This is a genomic window from Thermosynechococcus sp. B1, assembly GCF_030322985.1.
Lineage (GTDB): Bacteria > Cyanobacteriota > Cyanobacteriia > Thermosynechococcales > Thermosynechococcaceae > Thermosynechococcus.
In genome coordinates this window covers 883,483-896,954 of the sequence record NZ_CP096573.1, presented here as the reverse complement: position 1 = coordinate 896,954, position 13,472 = coordinate 883,483, and the positions used below count along the sequence as shown (strand labels likewise).

Annotated in this window: 11 protein-coding genes; 10 read left to right on the top strand and 1 reads right to left on the bottom strand. The window is 54.5% G+C overall.

What is annotated here, in order from left to right; translation table 11 throughout:
• Positions 1 to 11: 11 nt before the first annotated feature.
• A complete protein-coding gene (gene lpxA, locus M0644_RS04595; protein WP_190278226.1) occupies positions 12 to 815 on the bottom strand; it encodes an acyl-ACP--UDP-N-acetylglucosamine O-acyltransferase in 804 nt (267 codons plus the stop codon).
• A gap of 64 nt (positions 816 to 879) precedes the next feature.
• On the opposite strand from lpxA, the gene M0644_RS04590 reads away from it, so the two are divergent.
• The 10 genes from M0644_RS04590 to M0644_RS04545 all read left to right on the top strand — a co-directional run bounded on the left by M0644_RS04590 (position 880) and on the right by M0644_RS04545 (position 13,450).
• Positions 880 to 2,406, top strand: a complete 1,527-nt coding sequence (locus M0644_RS04590; protein WP_149818584.1) for a UbiD family decarboxylase — start codon at positions 880 to 882, stop codon at positions 2,404 to 2,406.
• 25 nt (positions 2,407 to 2,431) lie between these two features.
• Positions 2,432 to 2,845 carry an HI0074 family nucleotidyltransferase substrate-binding subunit gene (locus M0644_RS04585; protein ID WP_190278225.1) on the top strand — a complete coding sequence of 138 codons (414 nt, stop codon included), beginning with the start codon at positions 2,432 to 2,434 and terminating at the stop codon, positions 2,843 to 2,845.
• The gene (locus M0644_RS04580; RefSeq protein ID WP_286626801.1) at positions 2,842 to 3,162 is read left to right on the top strand and encodes a nucleotidyltransferase family protein; all 321 of its coding nucleotides are present in this window, start codon (positions 2,842 to 2,844) and stop codon (positions 3,160 to 3,162) included. Before M0644_RS04585 ends, M0644_RS04580 begins: the two co-directional genes overlap by 4 nt.
• A gap of 64 nt (positions 3,163 to 3,226) precedes the next feature.
• The gene (recO, locus tag M0644_RS04575; RefSeq protein ID WP_286626800.1) at positions 3,227 to 4,066 is read left to right on the top strand and encodes a DNA repair protein RecO; all 840 of its coding nucleotides are present in this window, start codon (positions 3,227 to 3,229) and stop codon (positions 4,064 to 4,066) included.
• Positions 4,063 to 5,364, top strand: coding sequence for an MFS transporter (locus tag M0644_RS04570; protein WP_286626799.1), 1,302 nt, complete (start codon positions 4,063 to 4,065; stop codon positions 5,362 to 5,364). The genes recO and M0644_RS04570 overlap by 4 nt, the downstream gene beginning before the upstream one ends.
• 118 nt (positions 5,365 to 5,482) lie before the next feature.
• The gene (locus M0644_RS04565) at positions 5,483 to 6,859 is read left to right on the top strand and encodes a PP2C family protein-serine/threonine phosphatase (RefSeq protein WP_286626797.1); all 1,377 of its coding nucleotides are present in this window, start codon (positions 5,483 to 5,485) and stop codon (positions 6,857 to 6,859) included.
• 126 nt (positions 6,860 to 6,985) lie between these two features.
• A complete protein-coding gene (locus M0644_RS04560; protein ID WP_190278224.1) occupies positions 6,986 to 7,375 on the top strand; it encodes a hypothetical protein in 390 nt (129 codons plus the stop codon).
• Positions 7,376 to 7,451: 76 nt separating this feature from the next.
• Positions 7,452 to 10,085, top strand: a complete 2,634-nt coding sequence (mutS, locus tag M0644_RS04555; protein ID WP_286626796.1) for a DNA mismatch repair protein MutS — start codon at positions 7,452 to 7,454, stop codon at positions 10,083 to 10,085.
• A 360-nt stretch (positions 10,086 to 10,445) separates the two neighbouring features.
• The gene (locus tag M0644_RS04550) at positions 10,446 to 11,672 is read left to right on the top strand and encodes an MFS transporter (protein WP_286626794.1); all 1,227 of its coding nucleotides are present in this window, start codon (positions 10,446 to 10,448) and stop codon (positions 11,670 to 11,672) included.
• A 68-nt stretch (positions 11,673 to 11,740) separates the two neighbouring features.
• Positions 11,741 to 13,450 (top strand): AarF/ABC1/UbiB kinase family protein, encoded by a 1,710-nt coding sequence (locus tag M0644_RS04545; RefSeq protein ID WP_286626792.1) that lies wholly within the window; start codon positions 11,741 to 11,743, stop codon positions 13,448 to 13,450.
• The last annotated feature ends 22 nt before the right edge of the window (positions 13,451 to 13,472 follow it).

The window sequence follows — 13,472 nt, the reverse complement described above, 5'->3', positions numbered from 1 at the left end:
GTTGATCCTCCTCAGGAGAGATCACCCCCTTCCCCCCGGCGGACAAAGTGGCAAATCCCTCGTTCTGAGGCACTAATAAAATCGCAAAACTCTTGAATGAGGGGATGGATAAACTGTTCCCGCAGGTGCTGTACCGCTTGGGAGGTGGTGAATTGGGAGCGGTAGAGGATATCCAGCGCTTTTTTAAGCAGTTGGCGCTCTTGCGCTGAAAAGCCAGCACGTCGCAAACCCACCACATTTAAGCCCATGATCGTATTGGTACTCAGACTACGGGTCATACAAAAGGGGGGCACATCTTTTTGAATGGCAGTGCCGCCGGAGAGCATGGCCAAGCGACCAATACGGGTAAATTGATGCACAAGGCAGTTCCCGCTGATAAAGGCGCGATCGCCCACATGGGCATACCCGGCAATCAAAGTATTATTGGCGATCGTCACATGGTTTCCCACATAGACATTGTGACCTAGATGACTGTGGGCCATCAGCAGACAATCATGCCCGACATGGGTGACGGTTTCTGGTTGGGTTCCCCGATGAATGGTCACGCCCTCGCGCAACGTACAGCGATCGCCAATGTGGACATAGCTAATCCCCCCCTGATAAGCCACATCTTGGGGGAGATCGCCAATGACTGCCCCACTGTGAACTCTACAGTTCTCGCCAAGACGGGTATATCCCAACAGGGTGACATGGGGAGCCAACTGCGTACCGCGTCCAATCTCCACCGTGGCCGCCACATAGCAAAAAGGACCAATCTCCACTTCTTCCCCAATGTGGGCACCCGCCTCAATCACTGCCGTGGGATGAACCGCCATGACATTCCTGCACGATTGGCTAAAGATTCTTAACATAAAAGAGATTAAGCGATTTTGATCCCCGATGACGAACGACCTGCGGCAATATCTCCAGCTTTTAGAACAGCGGCAACAACTGCGACGCATCACCGTACCCGTTGATCCCGATCTGGAGATGGCGGAAATCTGTAACCGCCTGTTGGCTGCCGGCGGGCCAGCGTTACTGTTTGAAAAGGTCATTGGCTCTCCCTATCCCGTGGCAATTAACCTCTTGGGCACCGTCGAGCGCGTGTGCTGGGCCATGAACATGAACCACCCCTTAGAGCTAGAGACCCTCGGGGAAAAGTTGGCTAAGCTACAACAGCCGAAGCCGCCCAAAACCCTGAGTCAAGCCCTTGATTTCGGCAAAATTCTCTTTGATGTCGTCCGTGCCAAGCCGAGTCGCGATTTGTTACCCCTCTGTCAGCAGGTGGTGATCAAAGACCCCGATTTGGATCTACGGCAACTGCCCCTGATTCGCCCCTACCCCAAGGATGCAGGCAAAATTATCACCCTTGGCCTCGTCATTACCAAAGACTGTGAGACGGGCATTCCCAATGTCGGGGTTTACCGCTTGCAACTGCAATCCCCAACCACCATGACCGTGCATTGGCTTTCAGTGCGGGGAGGAGCACGCCATCTCCGCAAAGCTGCCGCCCGTGGCAAGAAGCTAGAAGTGGCTGTGGCATTGGGGGTGCATCCTCTAATCATCATGGCGGCGGCAACGCCAATTCCCGTGGATTTATCCGAATGGCTCTTTGCGGGTCTCTATGGTGGGGGCGGCATTCATTTGGCCAAGTGCAAAACCCTTGATCTCGAGGTGCCTGCCCACGCGGAATTTGTCCTTGAGGGCACCATTACCCCCGGTGAAGTTTTGCCCGATGGCCCCTGTGGCGATCACATGGGCTACTACGGTGGCGTTGAAGACTCCCCCGTCATTCATTTCCACTGCCTGACCCATCGCCGCAATCCCATTTACCTGACAACATTTAGCGGTCGCCCCCCCAAGGAAGAGGCCATGATTGCCCTTGCCCTCAACCGCATTTACACACCCATTTTGCGGCAGCAGGTACCGGAGATTGTGGACTTCTTTTTGCCCATGGAAGCCCTCAGTTATAAGGCGGCGATTATTTCCATTGACAAAGCCTATCCTGGCCAAGCACGCCGCGCTGCCCTCGCCTTTTGGAGTGCCCTACCCCAATTTACCTACACCAAGTTTGTGATTGTTGTGGACAAAGAGATCAATATTCGTGATCCGCGTCAGGTGGTGTGGGCGATCAGCTCCAAGGTGGATCCCAGCCGCGATGTCTTTATTTTGGGAGATACCCCCTTTGACTCCCTTGACTTTGCCAGCGAAAAAATCGGCCTTGGGGGACGCATGGGCATTGATGCCACCACGAAAATTCCCCCAGAAACAGACCATCCTTGGGGCGATCCCCTCACATCGGATCCTGAGGTGGCACGGCGAGTCACAGAACGCTGGCAGGAATATGGCCTTGGGGATATTGACTTAACAGCCGTAGATGCGACGCGGTTCGGCTATGAGCTAGACCCCGCCTTTCGTTGGCGATAATCGGAGAAACAACGGTTCATAAAACATGACGAATAGAGATGCGATGCGTTGGCAACAGCGGTTGCAGAACTTTGGTCGCGCCCTAATCCGCCTAGAAACCGCCTGTGCTCAGGAGGAGTATTCGGAACTAGAGCGAGCCGGTCTGGTGCAAATGTTTGAGTTCACCCTTGAACTAGCGTGGAAAACATTGAAAGACCTTCTTTTTTATGAGGGGCTGGATGTGAAAACTCCCAGAGAAGCTATTCGCAAGGCCTTTGAGACGGGCTATCTCACGGAGGAAGACACGGAGACACTGCTAGATGCCTTGGCAAAGCGAAATCTCTTGAGCCATACCTACGAAGAGCAAACGACAAAAGAGGCGGAACGACTGATCAAACACAGGTTGACTCCTGTTTTTCGGAAACTGTACAACTGCTTGCAGGAAAAATATCAACAATGACGGACGGACTCACCCCAGAAAAACGCAAAGCCATCGTTGACACTCTAACGGCCAATCCCAAGGTAGAACGAATCGTCCTCTTTGGCTCACGGGCGATCGGTACCTTCAGAACAACTTCGGATATTGATATTGTCCTCTTTGGCGAGAACCTCACCCTTAGTGATCAAGCTGCCCTTGCCGAGGCGATCGCTGAACTGCCCATTGCCCAACGGGTGGATCTCCTCGTCTATCACAGCATCGAGAATGCAACTCTGCGGGAAGAGATTAACCAGCATGGGGTGGAATGGTTTGCCCGCGACAAGTTGATTAGTGGATAGGGGACTGGCCGCGATAGCCTAAAAGATAGGCTAAAAATGTGCTGCTATTGTCTGGATACTTCGGATGGGTCGCACCTACCGCACAATTGGCATTAACCTCAAGGCCATGCCCCTGGGGGAAAGCGATCGCCTGCTCAGTGTCTTTAGTCGCGATCGCGGGCTGTTGAAGTTAGTCGCCCCCCATAGCCGTGGCTCCCGCTCGAAACTGGGCGGACGGGTGGATTTGTTTGTCGTCAATGACCTCTTTATTAGTCCTGGCCGCAATTTAGATCGCATTCTCCAAGCAGAAACAGTCGCCACCTACCAAGGCCTCAACAGCCACTTGACCACTCTGACCGCTGCCCAATATCTCGGTGAGGTGGTGCTCTACCAAGTCCATCCGCAGCAGCCTCAACCGGATCTCTTTGATTGGCTCTGTACCACCTTAGACCAGCTTCAGGGGGTTTCGAGTCGCGCTGCCCTAGCGCTATTGGTGCGCGGCCTGTGGGGCATCTTGCGATTGGGGGGCATTGCCCCGGAATGGTACCAGTGCCATGAAAGTGGCTGCCAGATTGCTGTTCCTGCGGCGGATACCGACTGGCGGGTGGGCTTTAGTTTTGCTAGGGGAGGCGTTTTTACCCTTACTGAGGCGCGTCCCAACAACTCTCTTGCGGCGGTGTCTTCAGAGGGCGATCGCCAACTGACAGCAAGTGAAGTGCGCCTCGGGCAATGGCTAGCACTGCCCACCACCCCATCCTTGGCACGGGATGAATTCCTTGCCCAAGCCGAGACCTATCCCCTTAGTGTTTGGCTGTCCCTTGAGCGGGTGTTGCGCCAGTACCTGCAATTTCATCTGGAGCAAACGTTGCGGGTGCCCCCCCTCCTTGATAGTTGTTTTTCACCTGTTGCGGTGTCCCAGCCATGACCATTGAGCAGCAAGACATTCGCATAGATCTCCCCCTACCACCGGTGCCTCCCCTCTGGCAAAACCGCAATTTTATTGCTCTTTGGTTGGCGCAGGTCTGCTCACAGTTGGCTGACAAAATTTACCTTGTATTTGTAATTGCCCTCACTACAGAGTTTTTCCAAGCGGCACACCAGAGTATTAGTGGCTGGGTGTCGGCCATCATGGTGGCCTTTACGATTCCGGCCATTCTCCTCGGATCGGTGGCGGGGGTGCTGGTGGATCGCTGGTCAAAAAAACAGGTGCTCATTGTCACCAATCTCTACCGTGCCCTCCTTGTCTTAGGGATTCCGATCACGATTCTCCCTGGCGCCGGGCAATGGTTTGGGTTTATGGCGCTGTTGCTGATCACGTTTACGATTTCCTGTTTAACCCAGTTTTTTGCCCCCGCAGAACAGGCGGCCATTCCGCTGCTGGTGGATAAGTCCCATCTGATGTCCGCCAACTCCCTCTATACCCTGACGATGATGGCTGCTCTCGTGGTGGGGTTCGCTGCGGGTGAACCGCTTTTGAATCTTGCGAGCCACTGGCACTCCCAGTGGGGTGGGGCTGTCTTTGTCAGTGCCTGCTATGGGGGGGCAGCACTCCTACTCATGCTGCTGCGGCCACCGGATCAGTGTCATCTGCCGCCAACCCACTATCGTCAAGTGTGGCAAGAACTCCGCCAAGGCCTTCAGCTTTTGCAGGAATATACAGCATTGCGTTTTGCCCTGCTGCAACTCATCCTGCTGTTTGCCATTGTCGCGGCGATGTCGGTTTTGGTAGTGCGCCTTGCGGAGGTCTTACCCAGCCTCGATACGGATCAATTTGGGTTTCTTTTGGCGGCTGCGGCCGGCGGACTCGGGCTAGGGGCACTGCTCTTGAATACGGTGGGCAAGCACTTTGCCTACGGCTGGTCGGGTTTAGTGGGCTGTTGGGGCATGGGGGGCATGTTTCTTGGTCTGTCCCTGAGTTTGGATTCTTTGGCTTGGAGCATGGGCTACATCATTGGTTTGGGCTTCTTTGCCGCCTTTGTGGCGATTCCGATGCAAACCTTAATTCAACTAATGACCCCAGCCGAACAGCGGGGGACGATTTTTGGGCTACAAAATAATCTCGTGAATATTGCCCTCAGTGTGCCCTTGGCGGTGGTTGGTTTAGCGGAGACTTGGTGGGGGCTACAGCCGGTACTCATCGGTTTGGCGGGGGCGATCGCCCTTGGTGGGACGCTGATGACCCTCAGCCATCGCAACGGCATGGTGACCGGCGGCCTGCTCTAAAAGTTCCATAAAAAATCTTAAATCCTTTCATCTTGACGTTTTTTGCGCTACGCTGTAGAGTCAATTGACGCTTTTGCTGGCGTAACTTACCATGTCACCTGCCTTCCCCTCCTCCTCTATGACCTCCTCTAGCCCTGTGATCGCCCTTAAGGAAATGGTGTCGCGGTTACAGCGGGAAAACAGTAAAATTCAGGAGCTATTGGCCTCCCTAAGCTTTGCGCTGCGGAGTTTCAACAACCTGAATCAATTTTTTGAACTGATCCCCCTCATTACCTGTCGGGTCACAGAGGCAGAGGCAGCAGCTCTAGTCTTATTTCGCGCCGATGGTCAGGCTCGTCTTGAACAACTCCATTGTCACGCCAGCGATCAGTGTCCCAATATTCGCGCCGCCCTAGAAACGGCCACCCGCACCCTTGCCAATAGCGTTGGTATGGCGGCAATCGATGCGGAGAATAATCGCGAGATCAGCCGGCCTCGGCTTGAGCAACTTCTGGATCAGCAACTGCGAGAACGCCTCCCCCAAAGCATTCAGTTCTACGGCACGGCGATTCTCGTCAAGGATTCGGGACTCACGGAGCGGGGGCGGCTCTACGTTTTTAGTCAGCAACCTGAGTACGAGTGGAATGAAACGCGGCAGCAACTGTTGCAGGTAATTGCGGATCAAACGGCAGTGGCCATTGCCAATGATGAATTGGCCTTAAAGTTGCGCGATCGCCAGCGTTTGGATCGGGAACTGGAAATTGGGGCAGAAATTCAACGGCGACTCTTGCCCCACCGCTGTCCCAAAATCCACGGCCTCGAGCTAGCCGCCGAGTGTCGCACCGCCAGTTGGGTGGGGGGGGACTACTATGACTTTATTCCCATTACCTATGGCCTCGGCGATCAACAAGACATTGAACAGGGTCGTTGGGGCATTGCCATTGGCGATGTGATGGGTAAGGGGGTACCGGCCGGATTGATCATGACCATGACCCGAGGCATGCTGCGGGCAGAAGCACTCAATGGTCACCGTCCTAGCCGCATTTTGCAGCACCTCAACCGGGCGATGCAGCCGGATTTAGAAAGCTCCCACCGCTTTGTCACCCTCTTTTACTCTGAGTACAACCCGCAAACGCGGCTCTTGGCCTACAGTAATGCGGCTCATCTTCCTCCCCTATTATGGCGAGCTGAAACCGGGATTATCCATCGGCTGGACACCTACGGTATGCTCATTGGTCTGGATACCCGCAGCCAATATCAAGAGGCAGAAGTGCGACTGCAACCCGGCGACACGGTGGTTTACTACACGGATGGCATCACAGAAGCCGATAATCCGAAAGGTAAACGCTTTGAGGAAGAGCGCCTCGCAGCAGTCTTCAAAGAGGGCTGTGCCAAGGGTTTGGGTGCTCAGGCACTATTGGATTATATTTTTGATGCCGTTGATGCCTTTACCAATGCCAGTGGCCGGCGCAGCGATGATATGACGCTAGTGATTCTGCGGGTCATTGACCAGTAGGCAATCCTGCTTGACCCTTGTTTGACCCCATCGAGCTAACAAAGGCACCAGCAAAACCCTTGCCATAACGCACAAGGATTGAAAGTTGCTGCCTCCTCTCCCATTCGAGGGAACCCTCCCAACAGCATGACAATGAAATCAATAAAAGCGGTTAAGATAGCCGCAGGTGCCTGTGAGGTGGGGATGCGCTATTTCGTTGAGGTGAGTTTCCGATGCGATGATGATGCCATTTGGGACATCCTAACCCGTCATCTCGGCTTTGTTGAAGCCAAAACCCTTGAGCAAGCCATGGCACTCCATCATTTTTTTGAGATGCATCCCCTTGTTACTGGTGTGGAAACCTTTGTGCAATCAAGGGAAAGCCAACCCTACCTCCTGATGACCACGTATCCAGAGCGCATCAGCAAGGCCAATGTTCAACGCAGCCGCTTTCAAGAGGCCATTTCCATCCTTGGGGAACATAGTCCGGGACTGGCGGAGTGGCTCTTTATGGAGACCACGGGGGATGAGTATTAGGTGCTCTACTCCACAATAGAGAAAACTATAATATAAGGTCCCCTTGGAGCACACCACAGGAAGCTGTGACGTTGCCATGTCCGACGATCGCCCGCTGCCCCATTCTGAGACTGAGTCCCCTGCCCTGCGCTTAGGACGCAACCCTGGCCTACAGGTGCGCCACGATGAGGTGGAGCGATCGCTCTTGACGCCGATGCTTCAGCACTATGCTGAAATTAAGGATGCCTACCCCCAGGCCCTCCTCCTCTATCGGGTGGGGGACTTCTACGAAACCTTTTTTCAAGACGCCTGCACCGTTGCCCGCGAGCTGGAACTGGTGCTCACCGGCAAAGAGGGGGGCAAAGAAGTGGGACGAGTGGCCATGGCTGGCATTCCCCACCATGCCCTTGAACGCTATTGCCGCACCCTCATTGAAAAGGGCTACGCCATTGCCATCTGCGATCAAGTGGAAGACCCCGCCCAAGCTCAAGGACTGGTGAAGCGGGAAGTGACCCGAGTGTTTACGCCAGGAACGGTGTTGGACACAGAACTGCTCCAACCGCGCCGCAATAATTTCCTTGCTGCTGTTCTGCTTTCTGGGAGCCATTGGGGATTGGCCTATGCCGATGTTTCGACGGGCGAGTTTTGTACCACCCAAGGGAGCGATCGCGCCGAGTTAATTGCTGAACTCAACCGCTTGCAACCCGCAGAAATTCTCCTGCCTAGTCAGGCTCCGGACATTAATCGCGTTTTGCGCCCGGGTGAAGCCAAGGATCAATTGCCCCCTGAATTGCCTCCCCAGTGGTGCTACACCCTGCGATCGCCCCAAGATTTTCAGGCAGCGGAAGCTCGCCAACGCCTGTGTCAACGCTTTCAGGTCAAATCCCTCGAAGGCTTTGGCTGTGAACATCTGCCCCTTGCCATGCGGGCGGCCGGTGGCCTCTTGGCCTATTTGGATGAAACCCATCGCCAACAACCAGTGCCCCTGCAAAACCTCAGCACCTACTCCCTCGCCCAGTATCTCTTTCTCGACCCGCAAACCCGCCGCAATCTGGAACTGACGCAAACCGTCCGCGATGGTAGCTTCCAAGGTTCGTTACTGTGGGCGATCGATCGCACAACGACGGCAATGGGGGGGCGTCTATTGCGCCGCTGGCTCCTGCAACCCCTCCTTGATATTGAGCAGATCACGGCGCGCCAAGAGGCCATTGCTGAATTAATGGCCAATAGTAGCCTACGTCAGAGTCTGCACCGCCACCTTCAGGAAATTTATGACCTCGAACGCCTAGCGGGTCGGGCGGGTTCTGGGACGGCCAATGCCCGTGATTTAGCGGCACTGCGGGACTCCTTTCGGACGTTAGTTTCCCTTGCGGCGGTTGTGACGGCAACCCAATCCCCCTATCTCCAAGCCCTTGCCCACCTGCCACCGGTGATTGAGCAGTTGGCGGATACCCTCAGCGCAGCCCTTGTGGATCAGCCCCCCATTAGTCTCACCGAAGGGGGTCTCCTGCGGTCGGGTGCCTACCCCGAACTAGATCAGCAACGCCAGCAAATTGAGCAAGATCAGCAGTGGATTCTTAATTTAGAAGCCCAAGAACGGGAGCGCACGGGCATTACCACCCTCAAAGTGGGCTATACAAAAGTCTTTGGCTACTATCTGAGTGTCTCCCGCGCCAAGCTGAACCAAGTCCCCGATGACTACATCCGCAAACAAACCCTAACAAATGAGGAACGCTTTATCACGGCGGAACTCAAGGAACGGGAAGCACGGCTATTGGCGGCTCAAAGCCATCTTTTTGAACTGGAGTACCAGTATTTTGTGCAGTTGCGGGAGCAGGTGGCCGCTCAGGCCTCAACGATTCGTGAGATTGCGGCAGCGGTGGCAGCGGTAGATGTGCTTTTGGGGTTAGCAGAGGTGGCGCTGTATCAGGACTATTGCCGACCGCACATGACCCGCGATCGCCAGCTTCAGATTCGCGGCGGGCGCCATCCGGTGGTCGAGCAGATGCTACCAGCGGGGTTTTTCGTTCCCAACGATACGGAACTCGGTACAAGCGCTGATCTGATGGTGCTGACAGGCCCCAATGCCAGTGGCAAAAGTTGTTATCTACGGCAGGTGGGTTTGATTCAACTGCTGGCGCAAATGGGCAGTTATGTGCCCGCCACCAGTGCCACCTTGGGAGTGTGCGATCGCATTTTTACGCGGGTGGGTGCCGTTGACGATCTCGCCACGGGTCAATCTACCTTTATGGTGGAGATGAATGAAACGGCCAATATCCTCAACCATGCGGGCGATCGCTCCCTTGTCCTCCTTGATGAAATTGGGCGCGGCACGGCCACCTTTGATGGGCTGGCGATCGCTTGGTCAGTGGCAGAATATCTTGCCACCACCCTCAAATCCCGCACCATTTTTGCCACCCATTACCACGAACTCAATCAACTGGCAACGCTGCTGCCCAATGTGGCCAACTACCAAGTGGTGGTCAAAGAACTCCCCGACGAGATTATTTTTCTCCACCAAGTCAAGCCCGGTGGTGCCGATCGCTCCTACGGCATTGAAGCGGGACGCCTTGCGGGCCTTCCTCCTGTAGTGATTCAGCGAGCCCGTGAAGTGATGCGCCAAATTGAAAAGCACAGCAAAATTGCCGTGGGGCTACGCAAAAGTCAAATGAATGGAACTCCGAAAACCGAAACTCCCGAAGAAATTGATCAGGGAGAATTACCTCTTTAACTAATCACCAAAGAGTTTCCATTCATTTCCATTCATTCTGCTTCCCCGAAGAGAAGCAATAGCATCTTCGACATAGCCTCTCCCGGAGCGGATTGCAACCCCCTGTTCCGAGGGATCCCTTTTGAAGGGGGGCAAATTATTTTCTACAAGGTCATCGAAAATACTCAAATCCTCTCCCAGAGCGACTCCGAGGGATTCTACGAGAGAATCAACCTTAGGGAGGCTTTTGGGGATCTGTCGGAGCAGGATCGCAGGCATTCTTGAGCCAGCAGCAGTGGACAGAATTCAGGTGCATAGCCAGCGGCCAGCAAAAAGCTATCATAGATAAGGAATGTAACGTTTTGTTAACAAGGGGGATTTGTGGTTGTCCTGTTGAAGCTACCCCCATCCGTGCGCCAAACGCTACTCAGGCTCGTACTGGCTGGTCTGTTGTTTTGGTCCAGCATTGCCGCAATGTTACCCACATTACCCCTCTACATTGCTGAGAAGGGGGGCACGCCCCATCAGGTGGGGTTTGTCATGGGTGCCTTTGCTGTGGGGCTGATTGGTTCCCGCTCGTGGTTAGGGCCTCTGGCCGATCGCCGGGGACGCAAAATTACATTGCTGATTGGCCTCGCTGTGGCCGCGATCGCTCCCCTGTTTTATATCGTCAGCCACGACCTACCCCTCCTTGTTGCGGTGCGCCTTCTCCATGGCGTGAGCATCGCTGGCTTTACCACCGGCTACATGGCACTGGTGACAGATATTGCCCCACCTGAGCATCGCGGTGAAATCATTGGCTACACCAGCCTTGTCCATCCCATTGGGGTTGCCCTCGGACCGAGTCTCGGTAGTTGGCTGCAAATGAACTACAGTCATAGCTCGGTCTTCATGGTTGCCAGTAGCTTAGCTGCCCTTGGGTTCATGGCTGCCGCAGGCGTGCGGGCGGTGAATATCCCACAGGACTCTGGAGGGTCTCGCCCAGAGAAAGCCCTCTTTTGGCGGCTCTTGCTTTCAGAACGGCTGCGGATTCCCAGCTTGGTGATGCTGAGTGTAGGGCTGACCTTTGGCACGATCGCCACCTTTATTCCCCTGTTTATTGCGGCTGAGCGGCTCAACATTTCGGCAGGGCTGTTTTACTCCGTGGCGGCGATCGCCAGCTTTATCGGTCGTGTGGCCACGGGTTCTGCCTCCGATCGCTGGGGAAGGGGCATTTTCATCTCCGCCAGCCTTGCCTGCTATGGGGTCTCAATGGTGCTCCTCGCCCAAGCCCAAACCCCCTTGGATATCCTCTGGGCGGCGATTCTTGAAGGTCTTGCCGGCGGTGTCCTGATTCCCATGGTCGCTGCCCTGATGGCCGATCGCTCCACCACCGATGAGCGGGGACGGGTTCTCAGCCTCAGTTTAGGGGGATTTGATCTGGGGATGGCCTTGTCAGGGCCACTGCTGGGGGGGCTGATTGATCCTTTGGGTTATCGCCTGATCTTTCGCATGGCGGCGGTCTTTAGCCTCTTGGGGCTAACCTTCTTTTTAACCGCTAGTAGCAAAAGCCTGCCCGATTCCCTGCGTTTTGCCCTCGGCATGGGGCGCGATCGCTATGCCCTGTAGCCTATTATTCTTTGGTATCGTTAGGGATTCGTTACAATTTGTTGAGATCACCCACTAGGGAAGAGCGTGTGTCCACACCAGTTTCGGCCAGTTTGACGCCCACCGGCAAATCCTATCGTTGGAATCGCGAGCGCTACTCAAAAACGCGGCGCTTCTTTGATATTTGGTTTTTTGTCTGGCGATTTCTCTTTGGCCGTTGGCTCCTCACCAAATCTTGGAGCTACTGGGGCGGTATGACCGATGCTAAGCGTGCGGCGCGACGCCGTGCCCAAGCGATCTGGATTCGTGAAACCTTCCTTGAGCTGGGCCCCACCTTCATTAAACTGGGGCAACTCTTTTCTACCCGTGCCGATCTCTTCCCCAGCGAATACGTCGAAGAACTGAGTAAACTTCAAGACCGCGTCCCCGCCTTTAGTTACGAGCTAGTCGAAAAAATCATCTACGAAGACTTTGGCCGCCATATCCCTGAACTGTTTCGCAGTTTTGACCCGATCCCCATGGCCGCCGCCAGTCTGGGTCAAGTCCACAAAGCACAACTCCTCTCAGGCGAAGAAGTGGTGGTCAAGGTTCAACGCCCCGGCCTGCGGCAGTTGTTTGACATTGATCTGGCGATTCTCAAAGGCATTGCCCAATACTTTCAAAACCACCCCAAATGGGGGCAAGGGCGCGACTGGATGGGCATCTACGATGAGTGTTGTCGCATTCTCTACGAAGAAATTGACTACCTCAATGAGGGACGCAATGCCGACACCTTCCGCCGCAACTTTCGCGATCGCGACTGGGCCTGTGTTCCACGCGTCTATTGGCGGTATACCTCACGGCGTGTGCTCACCCTTGAGTACCTACCGGGGATTAAAATTAGCCACTACGAAGCCCTTGAAGCGGCGGGTCTAGACCGCAAACGCCTTGCTGAACTCGGTGCCAAGGCCTACCTCTATCAAGTTCTCAACGATGGCTTCTTCCACGCTGACCCCCATCCGGGCAACATTGCCGTCAGCCCCAACGGCCAACTGATTTTCTACGACTTTGGCATGATGGGGCGCATTCAACCTGTGACCCGCGATAAATTGCTGAAAACATTTTTAAGCATTGCCCAACGGGATGCCGAACAGGTGGTACAGTGCCTTGTAGAGCTAGGAGCGTTGGTTCCCACAGGCGATCTAGGGCCGGTACGTCGCTCGATTCAGTATCTCCTCGACAATTTCATGAACCAGTCCTTTGAAGCCCAATCGGTGGCTCAAATTAGCGATGACCTCTACGAAATTGCCTATGACCAACCCTTCCGCTTTCCCGCCACATTTACCTTTGTGATGCGGGCATTTTCCACCCTAGAGGGGGTAGGTAAGGGACTCGACAAAGACTTTAACTTCATGCAAGTTGCCCAACCATTTGCGACTGAACTTATGACCAACGGAAACTTCCCCGATCCCAGTAATGGCAGTCTTTTCTCTGAACTGAGTCGTCAAGCGGCTCAAGTGGGCAGCAGTGCCATTGGCTTGCCCCGTCGCCTTGAAGAGGTGCTCGATAAACTGGAAAATGGTGATCTGCGCTTGCGTGTCCGTTCCAGTGAGAGCGATCGCATTCTGCGGCGCCTGAGTAACATTAACTTAGGACTAAATTATGTCGTCCTTATTGGCAGTTTTTCCTTAGTGGCGACAATTTTACTCGTGAACCAGTATCTCCTCTTGGCGGGTGTGGCAGCCGCATTAGCGGTATGGTTTGGTATCCTCTATTGGCGACTCATGCTTAAACTCGATAAGTATGAAAAAATGTTTTAACAAGCAACCCAACATAGGGGGG

Coding starts and splice junctions, on each gene's coding strand:
- M0644_RS04570 (WP_286626799.1), top strand. CDS start 4,063: ATGACCATTGAGCAGCAAGACATTCGCATAGATCTCCCCCTACCACCG.
- M0644_RS04590 (WP_149818584.1), top strand. CDS start 880: ATGACGAACGACCTGCGGCAATATCTCCAGCTTTTAGAACAGCGGCAA.
- M0644_RS04585 (WP_190278225.1), top strand. CDS start 2,432: ATGACGAATAGAGATGCGATGCGTTGGCAACAGCGGTTGCAGAACTTT.
- mutS (WP_286626796.1), top strand. CDS start 7,452: ATGTCCGACGATCGCCCGCTGCCCCATTCTGAGACTGAGTCCCCTGCC.
- M0644_RS04580 (WP_286626801.1), top strand. CDS start 2,842: ATGACGGACGGACTCACCCCAGAAAAACGCAAAGCCATCGTTGACACT.
- M0644_RS04565 (WP_286626797.1), top strand. CDS start 5,483: ATGACCTCCTCTAGCCCTGTGATCGCCCTTAAGGAAATGGTGTCGCGG.
- lpxA (WP_190278226.1), bottom strand. CDS start 815: ATGGCGGTTCATCCCACGGCAGTGATTGAGGCGGGTGCCCACATTGGG.
- M0644_RS04560 (WP_190278224.1), top strand. CDS start 6,986: ATGACAATGAAATCAATAAAAGCGGTTAAGATAGCCGCAGGTGCCTGT.
- recO (WP_286626800.1), top strand. CDS start 3,227: ATGGGTCGCACCTACCGCACAATTGGCATTAACCTCAAGGCCATGCCC.